This window comes from Rhodococcoides kyotonense (assembly GCF_001645385.1).
In the GTDB taxonomy this organism is placed as follows: domain Bacteria; phylum Actinomycetota; class Actinomycetes; order Mycobacteriales; family Mycobacteriaceae; genus Rhodococcoides; species Rhodococcoides kyotonensis_B.
Window position 1 is genome coordinate 62,957 of record NZ_LVHI01000011.1, and the last position, 19,168, is coordinate 82,124.

The 19,168-nt window shown below is 66.1% G+C and carries 19 protein-coding genes; 7 read left to right on the top strand and 12 right to left on the bottom strand.

The window, feature by feature from the left end; translation table 11 throughout:
• Nucleotides 1-23 precede the first annotated feature (23 nt).
• On the top strand, nucleotides 24-746 hold the full coding sequence (locus A3K89_RS07970) for a DUF4166 domain-containing protein (RefSeq protein WP_068424038.1): 723 nt from the start codon (nucleotides 24-26) through the stop codon (nucleotides 744-746).
• Nucleotides 747-812: 66 nt separating this feature from the next.
• Here the strand turns inward: A3K89_RS07970 and A3K89_RS07975 are convergent, their stop codons facing one another.
• From A3K89_RS07975 to A3K89_RS07985, 3 genes are all read right to left on the bottom strand, one after another.
• Nucleotides 813-1,451 carry a hypothetical protein gene (locus A3K89_RS07975; protein WP_068424040.1) on the bottom strand — a complete coding sequence of 213 codons (639 nt, stop codon included), beginning with the start codon at nucleotides 1,449-1,451 and terminating at the stop codon, nucleotides 813-815.
• 95 nt (nucleotides 1,452-1,546) lie between these two features.
• Complete coding sequence (gene pnuC, locus A3K89_RS07980) at nucleotides 1,547-2,200, bottom strand: nicotinamide riboside transporter PnuC (RefSeq protein ID WP_068423959.1); 654 nt, start codon at nucleotides 2,198-2,200, stop codon at nucleotides 1,547-1,549.
• Entirely contained in the window at nucleotides 2,200-3,870 is a 1,671-nt protein-coding gene (locus A3K89_RS07985) for a peptide chain release factor 3 (RefSeq protein ID WP_068423961.1), read from the bottom strand. Before A3K89_RS07985 ends, pnuC begins: the two co-directional genes overlap by 1 nt.
• Nucleotides 3,871-4,003: 133 nt before the next feature.
• Between A3K89_RS07985 and A3K89_RS07990 the strand changes: the two genes are divergently transcribed.
• The gene (locus tag A3K89_RS07990; protein ID WP_068423963.1) at nucleotides 4,004-5,638 is read left to right on the top strand and encodes a fatty acyl-AMP ligase; all 1,635 of its coding nucleotides are present in this window, start codon (nucleotides 4,004-4,006) and stop codon (nucleotides 5,636-5,638) included.
• Between the two features lie 49 nt (nucleotides 5,639-5,687).
• Here A3K89_RS07990 and pth read toward each other — a convergent pair whose 3' ends face one another.
• From pth to A3K89_RS08005, 3 genes are all read right to left on the bottom strand, one after another.
• Nucleotides 5,688-6,272 carry an aminoacyl-tRNA hydrolase gene (gene pth / locus A3K89_RS07995; RefSeq protein WP_068423965.1) on the bottom strand — a complete coding sequence of 195 codons (585 nt, stop codon included), beginning with the start codon at nucleotides 6,270-6,272 and terminating at the stop codon, nucleotides 5,688-5,690.
• A gap of 76 nt (nucleotides 6,273-6,348) precedes the next feature.
• The gene (locus A3K89_RS08000; protein WP_174551389.1) at nucleotides 6,349-6,993 is read right to left on the bottom strand and encodes a 50S ribosomal protein L25/general stress protein Ctc; all 645 of its coding nucleotides are present in this window, start codon (nucleotides 6,991-6,993) and stop codon (nucleotides 6,349-6,351) included.
• Nucleotides 6,994-7,180: 187 nt separating this feature from the next.
• Nucleotides 7,181-7,744, bottom strand: coding sequence for a TetR/AcrR family transcriptional regulator (locus A3K89_RS08005; RefSeq protein WP_068423969.1), 564 nt, complete (start codon nucleotides 7,742-7,744; stop codon nucleotides 7,181-7,183).
• 58 nt (nucleotides 7,745-7,802) lie between these two features.
• Between A3K89_RS08005 and A3K89_RS08010 the strand changes: the two genes are divergently transcribed.
• Nucleotides 7,803-8,711 carry a DMT family transporter gene (locus A3K89_RS08010; RefSeq protein WP_084423661.1) on the top strand — a complete coding sequence of 303 codons (909 nt, stop codon included), beginning with the start codon at nucleotides 7,803-7,805 and terminating at the stop codon, nucleotides 8,709-8,711.
• Here the strand turns inward: A3K89_RS08010 and A3K89_RS08015 are convergent.
• Nucleotides 8,662-9,831 (bottom strand): aminotransferase class V-fold PLP-dependent enzyme, encoded by a 1,170-nt coding sequence (locus tag A3K89_RS08015; protein WP_068423974.1) that lies wholly within the window; start codon nucleotides 9,829-9,831, stop codon nucleotides 8,662-8,664. The two genes, A3K89_RS08010 and A3K89_RS08015, sit on opposite strands and share 50 nt — an antisense overlap.
• Before the next feature lie 160 nt (nucleotides 9,832-9,991).
• Between A3K89_RS08015 and egtA the strand changes: the two genes are divergently transcribed.
• The 4 genes from egtA to egtD are packed head-to-tail and all read left to right on the top strand — an operon-like array spanning nucleotide 9,992 to nucleotide 14,258.
• Nucleotides 9,992-11,224, top strand: a complete 1,233-nt coding sequence (gene egtA, locus A3K89_RS08020) for an ergothioneine biosynthesis glutamate--cysteine ligase EgtA (protein ID WP_068423976.1) — start codon at nucleotides 9,992-9,994, stop codon at nucleotides 11,222-11,224.
• Nucleotides 11,221-12,528 carry an ergothioneine biosynthesis protein EgtB gene (gene egtB, locus A3K89_RS08025; RefSeq protein ID WP_167674255.1) on the top strand — a complete coding sequence of 436 codons (1,308 nt, stop codon included), beginning with the start codon at nucleotides 11,221-11,223 and terminating at the stop codon, nucleotides 12,526-12,528. Before egtA ends, egtB begins: the two co-directional genes overlap by 4 nt.
• On the top strand, nucleotides 12,521-13,252 hold the full coding sequence (egtC, locus tag A3K89_RS08030; RefSeq protein WP_068424042.1) for an ergothioneine biosynthesis protein EgtC: 732 nt from the start codon (nucleotides 12,521-12,523) through the stop codon (nucleotides 13,250-13,252). The genes egtB and egtC overlap by 8 nt, the downstream gene beginning before the upstream one ends.
• Before the next feature lie 13 nt (nucleotides 13,253-13,265).
• Nucleotides 13,266-14,258 carry an L-histidine N(alpha)-methyltransferase gene (gene egtD / locus A3K89_RS08035; protein ID WP_068423980.1) on the top strand — a complete coding sequence of 331 codons (993 nt, stop codon included), beginning with the start codon at nucleotides 13,266-13,268 and terminating at the stop codon, nucleotides 14,256-14,258.
• 34 nt (nucleotides 14,259-14,292) lie between these two features.
• Here egtD and A3K89_RS08040 read toward each other — a convergent pair whose 3' ends face one another.
• The 5 genes from A3K89_RS08040 to A3K89_RS08060 all read right to left on the bottom strand — a co-directional run bounded on the left by A3K89_RS08040 (nucleotide 14,293) and on the right by A3K89_RS08060 (nucleotide 19,066).
• A complete protein-coding gene (locus A3K89_RS08040) occupies nucleotides 14,293-15,675 on the bottom strand; it encodes an ABC transporter permease (RefSeq protein WP_068423983.1) in 1,383 nt (460 codons plus the stop codon).
• Complete coding sequence (locus A3K89_RS08045) at nucleotides 15,672-16,424, bottom strand: ABC transporter ATP-binding protein (RefSeq protein ID WP_068423985.1); 753 nt, start codon at nucleotides 16,422-16,424, stop codon at nucleotides 15,672-15,674. The genes A3K89_RS08040 and A3K89_RS08045 overlap by 4 nt, the downstream gene beginning before the upstream one ends.
• Before the next feature lie 91 nt (nucleotides 16,425-16,515).
• Nucleotides 16,516-17,169: a response regulator gene (locus A3K89_RS08050; protein WP_068423987.1), complete on the bottom strand. Its 654-nt coding sequence runs from the start codon at nucleotides 17,167-17,169 to the stop codon at nucleotides 16,516-16,518.
• Entirely contained in the window at nucleotides 17,166-18,329 is a 1,164-nt protein-coding gene (locus tag A3K89_RS08055) for a sensor histidine kinase (RefSeq protein WP_068424044.1), read from the bottom strand. The genes A3K89_RS08050 and A3K89_RS08055 overlap by 4 nt, the downstream gene beginning before the upstream one ends.
• 86 nt (nucleotides 18,330-18,415) lie before the next feature.
• A complete protein-coding gene (locus A3K89_RS08060) occupies nucleotides 18,416-19,066 on the bottom strand; it encodes a hypothetical protein (RefSeq protein WP_174551390.1) in 651 nt (216 codons plus the stop codon).
• Nucleotides 19,067-19,168: the final 102 nt, after the last annotated feature.

The window sequence follows — 19,168 nt, forward strand, 5'->3', positions numbered from 1 at the left end:
GCATCGTTGCGTACGGTGTGAAGATGGGATCTGGCGAATCGCACACACCGGCCGCGACGGCCCGAGCAACGACGTCGGTCGTCCGGACCGCCCTGGGAGATGCCTTCGACGAACTTCACCCGAAGGTGCAGTGGCGCTTCGGTTTGTCGGCGTCCGACGAGCGTTGCCAGGTCGGGGTCGGCGTCATGGAGGAGATGACGCACTCGGCGCTGATTCCGCCTCCGATGTTGTGGCTGGGGGCGCGACGGGGTCTGTTCCCCGGAGGCAAGGCCCGCGACGTTCCGTTCACGATCGTCAACTACGCCTACGTGGACGAGCTCGGGCGTGACACCCTCTCGTTCGTGCGTCGCTTCTCGTTCGCCGGTTCGCCACAGGGGATGAATTCGGTGATGGTGACGCCGACCGTATCCACGAGTCCTGGTCATGCTTTGGACTACCTGGGATTTCACTCGGACATGATCGTGCGCACGACGTGCAGCGTCGACGACGACGGTGGCCTGGTTCTGGAGAGCGGCGCCCCGAAAGTGCTGGGCGTGCCCACTCCACACCTCGCGTCGGCGACGACCATCGGTCGCGAATGGTGGGACGAACACGAGCAGCGACACCGCATCCAGATCGAGGTGACGTCACCGGTGATGGGTCGGCTGTTCCTCTACCGCGGGTGGTTCACGGCCGAGGAGCGGCCGTGCCCGGCGGGCGACATTCCCGCGTCCGCCAAGCCGACGCGGCTCGAACGCAGGGAGTAGCTTCCACGCGGGTGTGGACCTTCCGGCCCCCTCGGACGGAAGGTCCACACCCGTTCAGGGGGAGGGTCAGCGATATCCCTTGGCGGGGTTGAGCAGATCCAGCACGATGGTCTGGCCGTTGGAGCGGACGTGGATTTCCGGGTTCTGAAGTCCGCCGGAGACGAGGTACTCACCGAGGAGCTGCAGCAGCTCGTCGGGGCCGACGGAGGTGTCGGGAGTGCGGATGTCGCCGGTGCGGCTGCCCAACTCGTTCTGCGTCAAGCGTCCGGCGATACGGACCGATGCGACGCCCATGGCGGTGCGACGGTCGGGTGCACCGCTGCGGCCGATGCTCGACGAGGAGCTCGTGCTGTTCGATGCATGCGTGTTCGACCGGCCGTTGGTGGGCAGGCCGTGCTCGGAGATCTGCTCGCTACTGGTCACTTCAACCTCGTTCGATTCCTGGGATGGCTGCTCGGTCTTGGTGGTGTCGACATGCTTCTTCGCGTCGGACGTGCGGGAACTCGACTCCGACGCCTGGGGCTTCACCTTGTCGAGCGATGCTTCTGCGGGCGCCGAAGTGCTCGTGCGATCCACCGATTCCGGAGTGTCGGACTTGGCCGCGGAGACTCCCGGAGCCAGTGTGGGAGTGGGCGTGGTCAACCGGTGAGCCGGCGCTTGGCCGATCTTGATACCCGCCAGCGGATAGCTGGATCCCTGTGTCATCTTCAACCCCGAGTCGTCGGCATGAACCCTTCGGCTTCGAGCTCTAAACAAACTCGAAGCCCGTTCGGACCTCGGAAGAATAACACTTCGTCTGTTTAAGGGGTGATCTTCTCGCGTTCTTTCCGATTCTGAATGCGAAACCATGCTGTGAAGCCCCACAGAACGAATGCGGCGTACACGAGATACAGCACAGCCGACGGGTAGAAACCGGCGCTGAACAGGAGCGGAACGCCCACGGCGTCGACGGCGATCCAGATCAGCCAGAACTCGGTGACCCCACGCGCCATCCCGAACGTGGCCAGCAGCGAGCCGGTGAAGATCCAGGCGTCGGCCCACTTTCCGTAGGAGCCGAGGTAGTCGAAGAGTTGCGCGAAGCCGACGGTACCCACCACCATGACGGCGATCATCGCCACGCGTTCCCGCGTCGACGCCCAGTGGGGTATCACCGGCCGCGCGTGGGTTCGTGCGGTTCGCGCCCAGCGCCACCAGCCGTAGACGCTGACCGTGATGAACAGCAGCTGCCTGCCGGCCTGGCCGTACAGGTCGAGTGCCTGCGGAGTGTGGAACACGCCGCCGAGAAACACCGTGAACAGCAGGGCATTGCCGACGATGCCCACCGGCCACGCCCAGACGACGCGTCGCATCCCGCCGATCGCTGACGCCAACCCGAACCCGTTTCCGATGATTTCCCGCCAGAGAATTGCATGACCCGCGATGGATACCTGCGCGTCGAGCAGCTGGATGAGCACTATTCGCCTGCGGCGACCAGTGGCTCTAGCGTCAGTTCCGGCATTTCCTTCTCGAGATACTGCAGACGCCACTTGTCGCTGACGAGCGCGAGCAACGCCCCGTCGGTGCGCGTGAAGACCTCGACGCCGCGCTGACGGCCCAACTCGGTGGCCGACTCGGCGTCGGTGCGGCGCGCGACGGAGTATCCGAGCGGCTCGAGTCGGGCGTCGACGCCGAATTCGGTCTTCATGCGGGCCGTGACGACCTCGAACTGCATCGGGCCGACGGCAGCGAGCACGGGGGAGGCGTCGCCGCGAATGTCGTTGCGCAACACCTGTACGACGCCTTCCGAGTCCATCTGCTCGACGGCACGTCGGAACTTCTTGTACTTGTCCGCGCTGTCGACGCGCAGGGCCGCGAAGTGCTCGGGCGCGAAAGACGGGATCGGCGGGTACTCGACCTTCTTGTCGGTGAACAGCGTGTGCCCGGGCGCCAGAGCGGTCGCGTTGACGAGGCCGACGACGTCGCCCGGGTAGGCGTTCTCGACGGTGGAGCGTTCGCGGCCGAACACCGTCAGCGCGTACTTGGTGGTGAACGGCTTCCCGGTCTGTGCGTGGGTGACGACCATGCCGCGTTCGAACACGCCGGAGACGACGCGCATGAACGCGAGACGGTCGCGGTGTGCGGTGTCCATGCCCGCCTGCACCTTGAAGACGACGGCGCTGAACGGGTCGGTGACCTCGCGCGTGCCGCCCTTGATGTCCTCGCGGGCGCCGGGCGCGGGTGCGAGGGCGACCAACGTGTCGAGGATCTGGCGGACACCGAAGTTCAGCATCGCGGAGCCAAAGATGACCGGTGACGTCTGGCCGGCGAGGAACAATTCCTGATCGTGAGCCTGTCCGCTCGAGACGAGCAGCTCGCTCTCCTCGAGCGCGGTCTCCCACTCCGAGCCCTCACGGGCGAGGGCGGCGTCGGCGTCGAGCAGTTCCTCGGGGGCGATGGTCGCGCCACCTGCCGTGCGCGTGAAGCGAATGTAGTTGCCTGCCCGGACGTCGAGAAGCCCGCGGAAGTCGCCCGCGATACCGACGGGCCAGTACAGCGGCGTGGGCGTCAGGCCGATGCGCTGCTCGATCTCGTCGAGCAGTTCCAACGGCGACTGGCCGGGGCGGTCCCACTTGTTGATCACGGTGATGACCGGGATACCGAACTGGCGGCAGACCTGGAACAGCTTGAGGGTCTGCGGTTCGAGGCCCTTCGCGGCGTCGATGAGCATGACGGCCGCGTCGACGGCCGTCAGCACGCGGTAGGTGTCCTCGGAGAAGTCGGCGTGACCAGGGGTGTCGACGAGGTTGATGACGTTGGTGTCGTCCACGGTCGGATCGACCTGATAGTTGAACTGCAGCGCCGTGGAACTGACGGAGATACCGCGGGCCTTCTCCATCTCCATCCAGTCGGACACCGTCGAACGACGACCGGCCTTGCCGTGAATGGCACCGGCCTCGGAGATCACACGGGCGTGCAGTGCGAGCGCTTCGGTGAGCGTCGACTTACCGGCGTCCGGGTGCGAGATGACGGCGAAGGTGCGACGACGGGCGACTTCGGACGCGAGTTCCTTGTGCGCGTTCTTCGGCTGGCTCGGTGCCGACTCGGTGGGGGTAGTGCCGACGTCTACCGAATCGGGCGTACTCAAGCGAACCTCTTTTGGGTGGAGTGGGGTTTGTTGCCGGTACCAGGGTACTCGGAGCCAGGAGCGGTAACGGTTCCCGCACGGAGCTTCGATGGAATACCCGTAAGCGCGACGCTGGACGAGCGAGGAGACGCCCATGAGTAAGTTCACGGAAGAAATGTTCGCCACGGCGGCGAGCAGTCCCCGCGGGCTCGTCACGGGTGAACCCGACGAGGCTCTCCGACAGTCGTGGGGCGAGATCCATCGGGTGGCGCGCAAGATGGCGGGAGCGCTTGCCGACGCGGGCATCGGCCACGGTGACGCCATCGGCATTCTCGCCGGTCAACCCGTCGACATCGCCCCTGCGTGTCAGGCGGCGTGGATGCGCGGTGGTTCGGTCACCATGCTGCATCAGCCGACGCCGCGCACCGATCTGGCGGTGTGGGGTGAGGACACCGAGACGGTCGTGACCATGATCGAGGCCAAAGCGGTGATCCTCGGTGCCCCGTTCGACATCGCCGCGCCGGTGCTCGAGGAGCGCGGCATCACGGTGCTGAAGATCGAGGACATGCGGGGCGGTCGCGACGTCGACCCGATTCCGACCGACGAGTCCGATATCGCGTTGCAGCAGTTGACCTCCGGATCCACCGGGTCGCCGAAGGCCGTGCGGATCACGCACGAGAACTTCTACGTCAACGCCTACGCGATGATCGATCGCATCAAGTTCGACGTCGACTCCGACGTCATGATCAGCTGGCTCCCGCTGTTCCACGACATGGGGATGGTCGGGTTCCTGACCGTGCCGATGCAGGTCGGTGCCGAGGTCGTCAGCGTGACGCCACTCGACTTTCTGCGTTCACCTCTGTTGTGGGCCAAGCTGATTCACAAGTATCGCGGGACCGTCACGGCCGCACCGAATTTCGCGTACTCGCTGTTGGCTCGCCGGCTTCGTCAGGCCGAGGACGGTATGGATCTCGACCTCAGCACGCTGCGGTACGCGTGGAACGGTGCCGAGCCGGTCGACCCCGACACCATGATCGCGTTGGCGGAGGCCGGTGCGCCGTACGGGCTCGATCCACATGCCCTTGCTCCGGTGTACGGAATGGCGGAAACGACGCTGGCAGTGTCCATTCCGGATCCGGGGCAGGGGCAGGTTCTCGACGTCGTCGACGCGGACCTGCTCGAAGCCATGGGCCGTGCCGTTCCCGCGACGAAGGGCAACGTCCGACGGCTCGCGACGCTCGGCAAGATGGTTCCAGGGCTCGAGGGACGCGTCGTCGACAAGGAGGGGCAGGTTCTCACCCCGCGCGGTGTCGGCATCATCGAGGTCCGCGGCAAGGCCGTCACGCCGGGGTACATCACCGTCGACGGTCCGGTGCCCACCCAGGATTCCGACGGGTGGCTCGATACCGGCGACGTCGGCTACTTCACCGAAGAAGGACTCGTCGTGGTGTGCGGTCGCATCAAGGACGTCATCATCATGGGCGGCCGCAACATCTATCCGACCGACATCGAGCGAGCCGCCGCGTCGGTCGAGGGAGTGCGGCCGGGTAACGCCGTCGCGATCCGGCTCGACGCGGGGGAGAAGCGCGAAAGCTTCGCCGTCGCAGTCGAAACGAACGACTATCAGAATCCCGACGAGGTCAAGCGCATCGAACGCGAACTCGTGCACGCGGTGTACTCGGAGGTCGGAGTGCGCCCGCGTACCGTCGCCGTGCTCGGGCCGGGTTCGATTCCGAAGACGTCGTCGGGCAAGCTGCGTCGCGCGAATTCGGCTGCGTTGCTGGGCTAGTCGTGCGTGCGAATGTATAGAGGGCTACACATTCGCACGCACGAGCGCGTCAGCGCATGTGCAGTTGATTCTGCGCGGCCTCCAGTCCGACGCGCAGGATCAGTTCGGCCGCGTCGGCGGCTTCCTCGCAGATGACGCCGAGGTCCTTGCGTTCCGCGGCCGAGAACGGTTTGAGAACGTAGGAGGCCGGATCCATCCGGCCAGGCGGGCGGCCGACGCCGACGCGCACGCGCTGGTAGTCCTTCGTCGACAGGTGCTGCGAGATCGACCGCAATCCGTTGTGGCCGCCCTCGCCGCCGCCGACCTTGAGTCGAATGGTGCCGAAGTCGATGTCCAGCTCGTCGTGAATCACGATGATGTTCGCCGGTTCGACGGAGAAGAAGCGCGCCAGCGCCGCGACGGGTTGGCCGGACAGGTTCATGAACGTCCGAGGCTTCGCGACGACGACGGGACGATCGTTCGAACGTGCTTGCACGACATCGGAATTCGACTTCTTGTGCGACGAGAACTTCGCGCCGATGCGTGCCGCGAGTACGTCCGCGACCATGAAGCCCACGTTGTGGCGAGTTGTCTCGTACTGCGGGCCCGGATTGCCGAGGCCGACGATCAGCGCGGTGTCGTTCACGGTGTTCATACTTTCTCATCGAGCGGCGAAACGAAAAACGCGCCGCTCCCGACCATGGGGAGCGGCGCGTTTCGAGCAGGTGAGATCAGCTCTCGTCGGAGCTTTCCTCGGATGCCCCTTCTTCGTCGACGACGTCGCCGGTCGGAGCCTCGTCGCCTTCGGCCTCTGCCTCGAGTGCAGCTTCGGACGGAGCCTCGACGACGTTGACGAGCAGCGTCTCCGGGTCGGACACCAGGGTGACGCCGGACGGCAGCGTCAGGTCGGCTGCGGTGATCTGGGTGCCGATCTCGGCGCCCTCGACCGAGACCTCGAGGGACTCGGGGATGGACAGCGCGTCTGCCTCGATCTCGACGGCTGCGGTGTCGGTGGTGACGAGTGCGCCCGGAGCTGCATCGCCCTCGACGACGATGTTGACCTCGACGGTGACGCGCTCGCCCTTCTTCAGGACGAGGAGGTCGGCGTGCTCGATGGTGCGCTTGATCGGGTGAACGACGACCGACTTGGTCAGAGCCAGCTGATCCTTGCCGTCGATGTCGAGCGACAGAACGGCGTTGGTGCCGTCCTTACGCAGGATGGCGGCGAATGCGCGGTAGTCGACCGCGAGGTGCTGGGGGTCGGTGCCGTGTCCGTACAGAACTGCGGGGACCTGGCCGTCGCGACGCGTGCGACGAGCTGCGCCCTTGCCGAATTCGGTGCGGACGATCGCCTTGAGGTTGTTGGTGTCAGACATGAAGAACGGCTCCTGCATTCACTGGGTGGACTTGGCTTCGTCGGGGCAGACACGAACGAGCAAGGCCCAGGGGCCGAGCCGCGTCGATCACGGTAGTTCCTGTCGGGGACCTACCCTCGCCGAGACAACCCGGAGTACTTTACACCATGGGCGCCTGCGGCGCACGTGCACGAAAAATGCTCAGTGGCTACATATTTTCGTGCACGAGTCGCGTCGCGACATCGCGCGCCACGTGGACGGCGTCGTCGCGTGCTCCCGCGGTGCTCATGACGACGGCACCCTCGTGGATCAGGGACAGTCGCACCGAGAGTTCGTGGGGCGACGCCAGGCCTGCTTCGGTGGCCAAGCGCTCGAACAGTGCCCGCGTCCACTCCTTCTCCGAGCGGATGACGTCGAGTGCCGGGTGGTCCGTGCCGCCGTACTCGGCGAACGCGTTGACGAACCCGCATCCGCGGTGGTTGTCGCGCATCCACGCGGCCAACGCGTCGTAGACGCCGAGGATGCGCTCGGATCCCGCGGGCAGTGGCTCCAGGTAGTCGAGGACGAAAGCGCACCACCGTTCGAAGCGCCGCTGCAGGTAGTGCATGACCAGCCCGTCCTTGGATCCGAACCGGTCGTAAAGGGTCTTCTTCGTCGTGCCTGCCTCGTCGGCGATGAGGTCGACGCCGACAGCACGAATTCCGCGGTCGTAGAACAGCGCGCTGGCGACGGTCAGGATGCGTTCGCCGGCAGGCGTGAGCGCCTTCGTCATGTGGTCTCCTTCACAGGTCCACTGCAAGTATACAGACCTGTATGGTTACCTCGCTGGTATGACTCGAACGGACGTTGTTGCCTCGATCTCTCTCGTGATCCTGTGGAGCTCCGGGTTCATCGGCGCGGAACTGGGGACGGCCTACACGTCGGCGAACACGCTGTTGGGCTGGCGCTACGTGGTCGCCGTCGTGATCCTGGGGCTGTGGTGCTGGTTCAGGGGACTGCGCCCGACGTGGACGAGCGTTCGCAGACAGGTGGTGCTCGGCTTCTTCTGTCAGTTCCTCTACCTCGCGTGCATCTTCGCGGGTGTCGCGGCCGGGGTCCCCGCCGGCACGTCCGCACTGATCGCCGCGATGCAGCCCCTCGTCGTCGCCGCGTTGTCGACGCGTCTGCTCGGCGAGCGGTTCGGGCGAGAGCGTGCGGTCGCGATGGCCGTCGGCTTCGGCGGGGTGATTCTCGTCGTCGCGGGTGACCTCGGTGGCGGCAGCGCGGCGTGGCCGGCGTATCTGCTCCCGGTCGTCGGGATGCTCTCGTTGTCCGTCGGCACCGTGCTCGAGCGCAGGATGCAGACGAACGATCCGATCCCCCTCGCGATGTTCGTTCAGGGTGCAGTCGCGGCGACGTTGTTCATGGCGTGGAACGTCGTCACCGACGACGTGGCGCCTCCCATGACGTCGGGATTCTGGGTGGCCGTCGGGTGGCTGGTCGTGTTGTCGACGTTCGGCGCGTACGGCGTCTACCTGTTCGTGGTGCGACGCCGCGGCGCGACCACCGCGAGCAGTCTGCTGCTTCTGACGCCCGCGACGACGATGGTGTGGGCCTTCCTGATGTTCGACGCGCCGATCACGTGGTTGGCGGTGATCGGCGCCTCCGTCGTCTGTGCGCGCGAATATATAGCCCGCTGTACATTCGCGCTCACGAGGCGCGAAGCGCCGCGACCATCTCGTCCAATTGCTCGACGGTGACGAAGTAGTGCGGCGACGCCCGGACGACGGCGTCGAGTCCACGCTGTGTCATGTCGACGAGCGTCGAACGCCGATGGCTGACGGTGACCGTCACGTTTCGCTGAGCGAGGGCATCGCGTACGTCGATCGGCGCCTTGCCGTCGACGGTGAACGAGACGATGCCGCTCTTGCGCTCACCGAGGTCGTGCACGGTCACCCCGCCCACACCACGCAGCGCCGCGCGCAGATACTCGGCGCGTTCGACGACGGCTTCCTGGACGTCGTCGATGCCGATGTCGAGCAGATAGTCGACGGCAGTACCCAACGCCAGCCGGGCCGCGACGTCGCATTCCCAGAACTCGAAGCGCGTCACGTCGGGCGCGAGCCGGAAGTCGTTCTCGCCCGTCCACTGCGCGCTGTGCAGGTCGAGAGCGGGCGGTTCGAGGGTCGTCGCCAACTCGGGACGCATGTACAGAAATCCGGTGCCGCGCGGTCCTCGCAACCACTTTCGACCGGTCGCGCTGAGTGCGTCGACGCCGAGTTCGTCGACGTCGACGCGTATCTGGCCGATCGACTGGCACGCATCGAGCAGTACGAGCGCGTCGTGGCGGTGAGCCAGTTCGGCGACCTCACGCGCCGGATTGACCAATCCACCGTTGGTCGGTGCATGCACGAGCGAGACGACGCGGACGGAATCGTCGAGCATCTTCTCGAACGCGTCGAGGTCGATCTGCCCGCTCGGATCGCTCGGCACGAACTCGACGACGGCTCCGACAGCCTCGGCCCGCTGCAGCGCCGCGATCGCGTTGCTCGCGTACTCGACCTCGCACAGCAGCACGCGGTCGCCCTCGGCCAGCGGGATCGAATAGAAGAAATCGCTCCACGCGCGAGTTGCGCTGTCGCTCAACGCAATGTCCGACGCGTGTGCTCCGATCAACGTCGCGATCGAACTCTTGACGCCCGCGAGATCGGACATGCGTTCGTTCGCTGCCCGGTAGCCGCCGACCTCCGCTTCCCGACGCAGATGCGCGACGGCGGTCTCGACGACCGGTGTCGGTGGGAGCGAGGATCCTGCGCTGTCGAGGAACACGGTGGTCTCCGCGGCAGGGGTATCGCGACGGATTCGGTCCAGGTCGAACATCTCGGCGCCTTCCGGAGACGGTATTTGTCGGTGCGCTGTGGTGAACTCGTGGCTAGTGTCGAAGACAGGCTTTCACACGGGAAGCCGTTCGGGCGCCAACGGCCCGCGCGTTTTCGGTGATACCACCCGGGGTAGTGGGGACGAGAGCTAGGAGGCTCCCATGTCGTCCAACGAGAAGTCCCTCGAATTGAGTTCGCGCCCAGCGGCAGAAGCATATGTCGCAAGTGTCTGTTTCAAACTCGGTCCACCGCAGCTCATCGGTGCCGAATTGGAATTTCTGACGCACACTGCCGACGGCGACAGGCCGTCTCTCGACCATCTCGCGACCGCTCTGGGAGAGTTCGCGCCGCGCAGCATCTCACCTGATTCACCCGCCTCGCCTCTGCCGGGCGGAAGCGCCGTCACCATCGAACCGGGCGGCCAGATAGAACTTTCCAGCTCGCCGTTCGCTTCGGTGCGCGAACTACAGGACGCAGTCGATTCCGACGCCCTCCACGTCGAGGACCTGCTCCGCACTCACGGCGTCGCCCTCTCGTCGATTCCCGCGGACACCGAGCGTGCCGCGAGGCGCCTTCTGGTTCTGCCGCGTTACTGCGCGATGGAGAACCGCTTCACCACCATCGGCCCGTTCGGCAAACTGATGATGTGCAACACCGCCGCGACGCAGATCAGCGTCGACGCCGGGGCGGACCGCGCCGACGTCACGCGCAGGTGGCAGATGCTCGAGGCCATCGGTCCTGCATTCGTCGCGGCCTTCGCGTGTTCGCCGCAGCTGCACGGCGCGCCGGACGACGGGTGGGCGTCGCAACGCATGCGCACGTGGCTGGAATTGGACGGCTCGCGCACCGACGTCCCGAGCACCGGTGACCCCATGACCGACTACGCAGCCTGGGCCGTCGACGTGCCGTTGCTGTGTATTCGCGGGGAGACCGAGAACTGGGAGGCCCCGGAGGGAATGTCGTTCGCGGACTGGATCGCCGACGAAGCACCGATCGGCCGCCGTCCCACCGAAGCCGACCTGGACTACCACCTCACGACGCTGTTTCCGCACGTACGGGCATGCGGGCATCTCGAGATCCGATATCTCGACGCGCAGCCGGACAACCAGTGGGTCGTTCCCGCCGCCGCGTTCGACGCGTTGTTGTCCAGCCCGGCCGTCACCGACGCGGCCTGTTCGATTGCAGGTCCGACGTCGGGCCGGTGGACGGACGCAGCCCGGGTCGGCCTCGCCGACGCCGAATTCCGGCACGGGGCCGAGGATGTGCTGCGCCTCGCCGCCGAACATTCCGTCGAGTACGGCGAGATGCTCATGCTCACCGCCGAGCGATGTCGCCGCGGCGAAACACCGACGTCGACCGTTCCGAGACGTTCGACCGACAGGGAGCCGGTATGACCGAGACCGAGCAGCTGAGAAGTGCCGTCGAGAAGGTCCTGACGCGCAGCCGGGCCCGCAGCGAAGCCCTCACTCAGTGCGTCGACGAGACGGATCTGATCGCACAGCATTCGCCGCTGATGAGCCCACTGGTGTGGGACCTCGCGCATATCGGCAACCAGGAAGAGCTCTGGCTGGTTCGCGACGTCGGTGGCCGTGAGCCGGTGCGCCGCGACATCGACGAACTGTACGACGCGTTCAAGCACTCCAGGTCGAGCCGGCCGTCGCTACCGCTTCTGACGCCCGACGAAGCGCGCGCGTACGTCTCGACGGTGCGCGACAAGGTGTGGGACGTGCTCGACACCAGCCCGCTGGACGGCCGTCGACTCGAACGCGACGGGTTCGCGTTCGGCATGGTCGCGCAGCACGAACAGCAGCACGACGAGACGATGTTGGCGACGCATCAGTTGCGCGTCGGCCCTGCGGTGCTGACGGCGCCTCCGCCCCCGCCGGCCCGTGTGCCCGCGTCGGGGGAGGTCGTCGTCGCAGGTGGGGAGTTCACGATGGGGACCTCGCTCGACCCGTGGGCGCTCGACAACGAACGGCCTGCACATTCGACTTACGTGCCGTCGTTCGCGATCGACGTCGCCCCTGTCACCAACGCTCAGTACGCCGCGTTCATCGATGCGGGCGGCTACGAACGGCCCGAACTGTGGAGCGAACGCGGCTGGGCGCATCGGACTGCCGAGAAGCTGCAGGCACCGCAGTTCTGGGAGCGCGACTCGGGCGGTGCGTGGTGGCGTCGGGCGTTCGGTGTCTCGGCGCAGGTACGTCCGGATCAGCCCGTCGTGCACGTGTGCTTCTTCGAGGCCGAGGCGTATGCGCGCTGGGCAGGCAAGCGTCTGCCCACCGAGGCCGAGTGGGAGAAGGCCGCGCGGTTCGACCCGACGACGGGGACAGTGCGCAAGTACCCGTGGGGCGACGCCGAACCCAGCGAGGCGCACGCCAACCTCGGTCAACGACATCTCGAGCCGGCCGACGTCGGCGCCTACCCGGCAGGGGCGTCGGCGCAGGGCGTGCAGCAGCTGATCGGCGACGTCTGGGAGTGGACGTCGTCGAGCTTCGAGCCGTATCCGGGATTCGAGGCGTTCCCGTACGCGGAGTACTCCGAGGTGTTCTGGAGTGGGGACTATCGCGTGCTGCGCGGTGGTTCCTTCGGCACCGACGAGGTCGCCTGCCGCGGCACGTTCCGCAACTGGGACCACCCGATTCGCAGGCAGATATTCTCCGGAATCCGCTGTGCGCGAGACGTCGTCGATGTGTAGGCATCTGGGCTATCTCGGGCCCCTCCGTGGGGTCGGTGACGTACTGACGGCCGGTTCCCATTCTCTGCGTGTGCAGTCCTACGCACCGAAGGACATGCGCGGCGGGGGAACCATCAATGCCGACGGTTTCGGTGCCGCGTGGTGGGGTCGAGGTGGTGTGTCCTCCTACCGCAATGCGATGCCGATCTGGTCCGATCCTGCCGTCGACGACGTTCTGGCCGGCGTCGAATCCACGGCGGTCGTCGCCGCAGTACGGTCCGCGACGGTCGGCATGCCGGTCGAACGCAGCGCCTGCGCGCCGTTCACCGACGACACCTGGGCCTTCAGCCACAACGGGGTCGTGTTCGGGTTTCCCGAGGTACTGGTCGAACTCGCGTCCGAGGTCCCGACGCTCGATCTGTTGACGCTGCCCGCTCCGACGGATTCCGCCGCATTGTGGGTCATCCTGAGGCACCTCCTGCGCGACCACGAACCCGAGAAGGCCCTGCGTGAGTTGGCATCCCGGGTTCAGGCCGCGTCGCCGAAACCTCGGCTCAATCTCCTTCTCGGCGACGGCCGAACCCTGTACGCCACCACCATGTATCACTCGCTCGCGGTGTTGGACACCGGCGACTCCGTCACCGTGGCGTCCGAACCGCTCGACGACAACCCCGCGTGGACCCCGATCGGCGATCACCAATTCGTGTGCGCTCGACCGGGTCACATCGACATCACCGATCTTTGACCGAAGGAGACCCATGTCCGACACCGCGCTCGACGTCCACATCTCGCCGGAACGGCTGCTCGACGATCTACGCGCCGATGTGCGGCAGGGTCTGACGGCGTCGCCGAAGTGGTTGTCGCCCAAATGGTTCTACGATGCCGCGGGCAGCGAGCTGTTCGAGCAGATCACCGAACTCCCCGAATACTTCCCGACCCGCACCGAGCGTGCTCTCATCAAAGCGCACGCGTACGACATCGCCGAGCGCACCGACGCCGCGATTCTCGTCGAGCTCGGTTCCGGCTCGTCGGACAAGACCCGTCTGCTGCTTGCCGCCGGAACGAAGCACGGCTCGCTGCGCAAGTACGTTCCGCAGGACGTGTCTCCGTCCGCGTTGACGGGAGCGATCGAGCAGCTCTCGCAGGAGTTTCCCGCGCTCGAGATACAGGGGATCGTCAGCGATTTCACCGACACGCTGCACAACCTGCCTGCCGACGGACGTCGGACCATCGCATTCCTGGGCGGCACGCTCGGCAATCTCGTGCCCGACGAGAGAGCGATCTTTCTCGCCGACATCGCGCAGGCACTCGTCGCCGACGAATTCCTCGTTCTGGGAGTGGGTTTGGTGATCGATCCCGACGTTCTCGTTCCGGCGTACGACGACTCGATCGGCACCACGGCCGAATTCAATCGGAACGTGTTGTCGGTACTCAACTCTCGCCTGGGTGCCGACTTCGATCCCGAGAAGTTCGAGCACGTCGCTCTGTGGAACTCCGAGGCCGAGTGGATCGAGATGCGCCTTCGTGCCAAGGGAACACAGCACGTCCGGATCGACGATCTCGATCTGGACGTCACCTTCGAGGACGGCGAAGAGCTGCGGACGGAGATCTCGGCGAAGTTCAGGCGCGACGGTATCGAGCAGGAACTCGTCGACGCGGGCTTCCGCATCGACGAGTTCTGGACCGATCCGCAGGATCGATTCGCGTTGATCCTTGCGCGAAGGGCGCCTTCGGCGCCTGTGCGCGGATAGCTGGCCTGGGCTACGACTTTCCATGCACGGGTGGCTATGCCTCACTCAGCGCGACAACCGGCGAGATCCTGGTGGCTCGACGCGACGGGACCAGCGATGCGACGAGGGCGAGCACTGCGGCGCACAGCACCGTCCCCGCGATGACGGCCCACGGGAGTGTCGGCACCGTGATGCCCGACTGCGCGATCGACCCCAGCAGCGACTGCGCCGCGGCCCACCCGTAGACGATGCCGAGCAGCAGCCCGAACCCCATCGATGCGATCACCATCTGCGCGCTCTCGGACACGATCATGCTGCGAATCTGCTTGCGCGTGAAGCCGAGTGCGCGCAACAGCCCCAGCTCGCGGGTCCGCTGCATGACGCTGAGCGACAAGTTGTTCACCATTCCGACCGCGGCGATCACACCGGAGAACCCGATCAAGCCGGTCATGATACCGACGGTCACGGTCAGAACCTGATCGAGCGACTCGGCACTGAACTCGTTCTCGAGCATCGAACGGTAGCTGTACATCGCGACGGAGAACGTCACCACCAGCGTCACCCCGATCAGCAGACCCAGCGCGGTGCGCGTACTCCGTTCGGGGTACCGCGTGGCGTTGGCTGACGCCAGCCGCGCCGACGGCGAGGCTCCGAACAGTCGACCCACCACCCGCAGCAACCACGGCACGATCCGACGCGCACCCACCATGACTCCCGTGAACGACGCGGCCCCGCCGGCGAACGCAACGAGAACACCTGCGGGCGTGACGGTTCCGACGACGACACCCAGGCCGAGCAGAATCACGCCTCCCGCGATCAGGACGATCGCCGACGCCGTACGCGCGGTGCGTCGTGGCGCACTGCCTCCTGGCACGTCGACGACGGCCCCGGTGGCCTGGATCGGCGTGACGTCCAGTACCCGTTTCGCCCCGATGTACGACGCGGCCCACGTGGTTCCGACGACGATGACGACGGGCGTCGCAACAAGGGGCTGAACCGTCGTGTAGGCGACGTCGGGCAGCTTGCCGGAAGACACGGCAATCGCCCGCGCGAGGTGGCTGGATGCGACGCCCACCACGAGTCCGACTGCCGCTCCGAAGAATCCGACGGACAGTCCTTCGCGCGACACCGAACGGCGTAGCTCGCGGCCGGACGCGCCCAGAAGTCGGAGCAACGCAATGGTTTTGGTGCGTCCCGCCACGATGGTCCCGAAGGTGTTGGCCGTGACGACCGCAGCAACGTACAACGCCAGCAGAATGAAGACCATGGCGACGCAGTACAGTGCGATCGCGACCGAGCCCTCGCCGTCGTCCCCGAAGATGTCGAGCAGGAACGCCGTCGCCTGGATCAGGACGACACCGAAGAACGACGCCAACGCCGTCACCAGAATGCTCGCACCGTGCTCTCGTCGTCCGGACGAGTTCGTCATCGCCCTCATGCCGCCGTCTCCATCGCGAGCATGTAGCTGGAGATCTGTTCGGGTGTCGATCGGCGACGCTCGTCGACGATGTGTCCGTCGGCGAGAAACACGATGCGATCGGCGTACCCGGCCGCGACGGGGTCGTGGGTGACCATGACGATCGACTGTCCGTACTCGCGCACGGCTGCGGCAAGCAGCGACAGCACTTCGCGCCCGGTGCGGGAATCGAGATTCCCGGTGGGCTCATCGGCGAAGATCAGGTGTGGACGCGACCCGAGTGCCCGAGCGATCGCGACGCGTTGCTGTTGGCCGCCGGACAATTGATGTGGCCGATGACCCGTCCGTGCACCGAGACCGAGCGTCGAGATCAGATGCTCGACCCAGGCCGCTTCCGCATCGCTGGGCGCGCGGCCGTCGAGCTCGAACGGCAACATGATGTTCGCCCGGACATTCAGCGTCGGAACGAGATTGAACGACTGGAAGATGAACCCGATCTGCCGACGCCGCAGTTCGGTGAGGGCGTCGTCGCCGAGATCGGTGATGTCGGTGTCGGCGAGCGCGACGCGGCCCGACGAGACCGAATCCAAGCCGGCCATGACATGCATCAGCGTCGACTTGCCGGAGCCCGACGGCCCCATGATCGCGGTGAATTCGCCGCGATGGATGTCGAGGGACACGCCGTCGAGAGCGTGGACGGTGTTCGTCGTGTCCCCGTAGCTTTTGCGAACCTGGTGTACCCGAGCGACGGGCGGATGTGTTGTGGTCATGCCTGAAACGCTAGAAGCGCGCGGCCGCAGAAGAATCAGGCTGCAGGCCAGTCGTCGTACATCTCGGGGATGATGTGTGGCTAAGGGTGCGTCAGCTCACCAACCCGTGCTCGAACGCGTACACCACCAACTGCACTCGGTCACGCACGTCGAGTTTGGTGAAGATTCGGCTGATGTGGGTCTTGACCGTCGCCTCGCTGAGGTACTCGCTCGTCGCGATCTCGGAGTTGCTCATGCCTTTCGCCGCGAGCCGGAAGATCTCCTGTTCGCGGGCGGTCAAGCGAGTGAACGGCTCCGGAACGACCGGGTCGGCAGGTGTCTCGGTGAAGTGGTTCAGCAGCGCCGTCGTCGCCGACGCGGCGATCACCGAATTTCCTGCATGCACCGTGCGGATGGCGGCCAGTAGGAACTCGGGGTCCGCGTCCTTGAGCACGAATCCGCTCGCGCCCGCCTTGATGGCGCGCGCTGCGCTTTCGTCGAGGTCGAAGGTCGTCAGCACCACGATCTTCGGGGGAGTCGCCGACGCGGCGACGATCTCCTCGGTGGCCGCGATACCGTCCAGCACGGGCATGCGGATATCCATCAGCACGACGTCGGGGGATGCTGTCGTCGCCAAGTCGACTCCCTCACGGCCGTTTCCGGCCTCGCCGACGAACTCGAGATCGGGTTGCGACGACACGAGCATCCTGATGCCTGCTCGAAACAGTTGCTGGTCGTCGACGAGCGCGACGCGGATCCGTGTCATCGGGCTACCGGGATTCGTGCCACGAGTGTCCATACTCCTTCGTCGAGACCGGTCGTCAACGTTCCCCCGGACAGTGCTGCCCGCTCACGCATTCCTACCAGGCCGTGTCCGCCCGAACCTTCGGTGCTGCGCACGCGGTTGCGCACGGTCATGGTCGTGCCTGCGTCGTCGGACTCCAGGTGTACCGAGACCGGGTGCGACGAATCCCCGTGGCGGAGGGCATTGGTCAACGCCTCCTGCGCGATGCGATACAACGTGAGCTGTCCACTCGCACCGAGCGCGTCGACGTCCTCTGCGCCGGTGAGGTCGATTCGCAGCCCCGCCGTGCGCATGCGATCCACGAGTGTGCCGAGGTCCTGCGACTCGGTAGCGGGGACGTCGTCGGCGCTGTGACGGAGTTGGGCGAGCACTCCGCGGACGTCGCGCAACGCATCGCGCGCGGTGGCCCCGATGGTGCCGAGGGCCTTGTCGACCGACTCGGGATCCGAGGCGCGTGCGTAGCGGGCGCCGTCGGCCTGTGCGATGACGACGGCGAGGGAGTGCGCGACGATGTCGTGCATGTCGCGGGCGATGCGGTTGCGCTCGTGCTCGACGGCCATGTCCTGCAACGCCTGTGCCTGTTCCATCTCGGCCAGGGCCCGCTGATGTTTCTCCTCGATCGTGGTGCGATTCGCCAGCGCGATGCGGCCGAGCGACCACGACAGCCCGAGTATCGCCCACGATCCGACGAGCACGATGACGAGTTGGCGGACGTACTCGCCCGCGGTGCGCGTGCCCTCGTACAGGAAGTCTGCGTCGCCGCCGACGAACGTGAGGAACAGTGCGGCGACGACACCGCCCACCACCACCGACGCCAGGCCGAGCTGACGGATACGAGTGGATCCGTACGCGGCCGTCGCGAAGAGCACGAACAGGATGGCGATGTTGGCTGCCTGGGTGCCGAGGCCCGCGGCCATCTGACCGATCGCGCAGATCCACGACAGACCGAGCGCCGACGCCGGGGACAGCCTCCGCAACGCAAGTGCCACACCGTATCCGACGAGGACGACGATGGCGGCGACACCGTTGTGTGCGATCGCCGCGCTGGACAGAAGCACCATGAAGACGACGGCGAAACCGACGTCGAGGGCGATCTGAAAGCGCGTGAGCGACCTGAACACCCGATCCACCCTAGTGCGGCTGCGCCACCCGCGCGTGCATAGTCGGACTCCAGTCCAACTAATCACGCACGGGCCGCGCAGCGGCATCAGTTGGTGCGGCGACGAGCCTTCTCGAGCGCGGCGAGGGTCGTCAGTACCGTCGTGCGCTGCTTGTCGAGATCCTTCAGACGCGCACGAGCGGGCAGGCTCTGCTGGCCGTCGAGCGCGGCGATCTGCTCGTCGATTCCGGTGAGCTGACCGAGCAGCTTCTGAACGCGCGACTGCAGCTCGATCAGGTCGATGCCGGTGACACCGGCCTGCGCCTTCTTCGGTGCGGGTGCCTTCGCGGGAGCCGAGGACGAAGACGACGAGGTGCTCGGAGCCACACGCGGGGCAGCGACGGCCGCAGCGGCCCTGGGGCGCAACGCTTTGCGGACGGCGGCCGGGTCCGGCAGCTTCTCGAGGCGGATGCTGTTCAGGACGGCGCGGGCGTCACGAGCGGTGACGCGGTACTCACGCTCTTCCTCGTCGTCCGATGCGAGCGTGCCGCCGAGGGGGCGGAGGCCGTACATGCCGATGAAGTGCTTGGCCTCGTCGATGATGGCTTCTTTTTCACGGCACAGGCCGCAGCGAGGCTCGTTGCGATAGTCCTCGATCGAGTCGGTGCTGCCGCACCAGACGCACCCACCCGGGGTCCAACGAGCGATTCGGACGGTAGAAGTTGCAGCCGGGCTGTCCAGAGTTTGTGCGTCGATCACGACGAACCATCTTAGGGCACAACGCAAGCCGTCCCGCACACCCCCTCCCGGCCGAACTGCGCTTTTCGATCACCGTAGTGATCAAGCTCATTCGACCAGGGG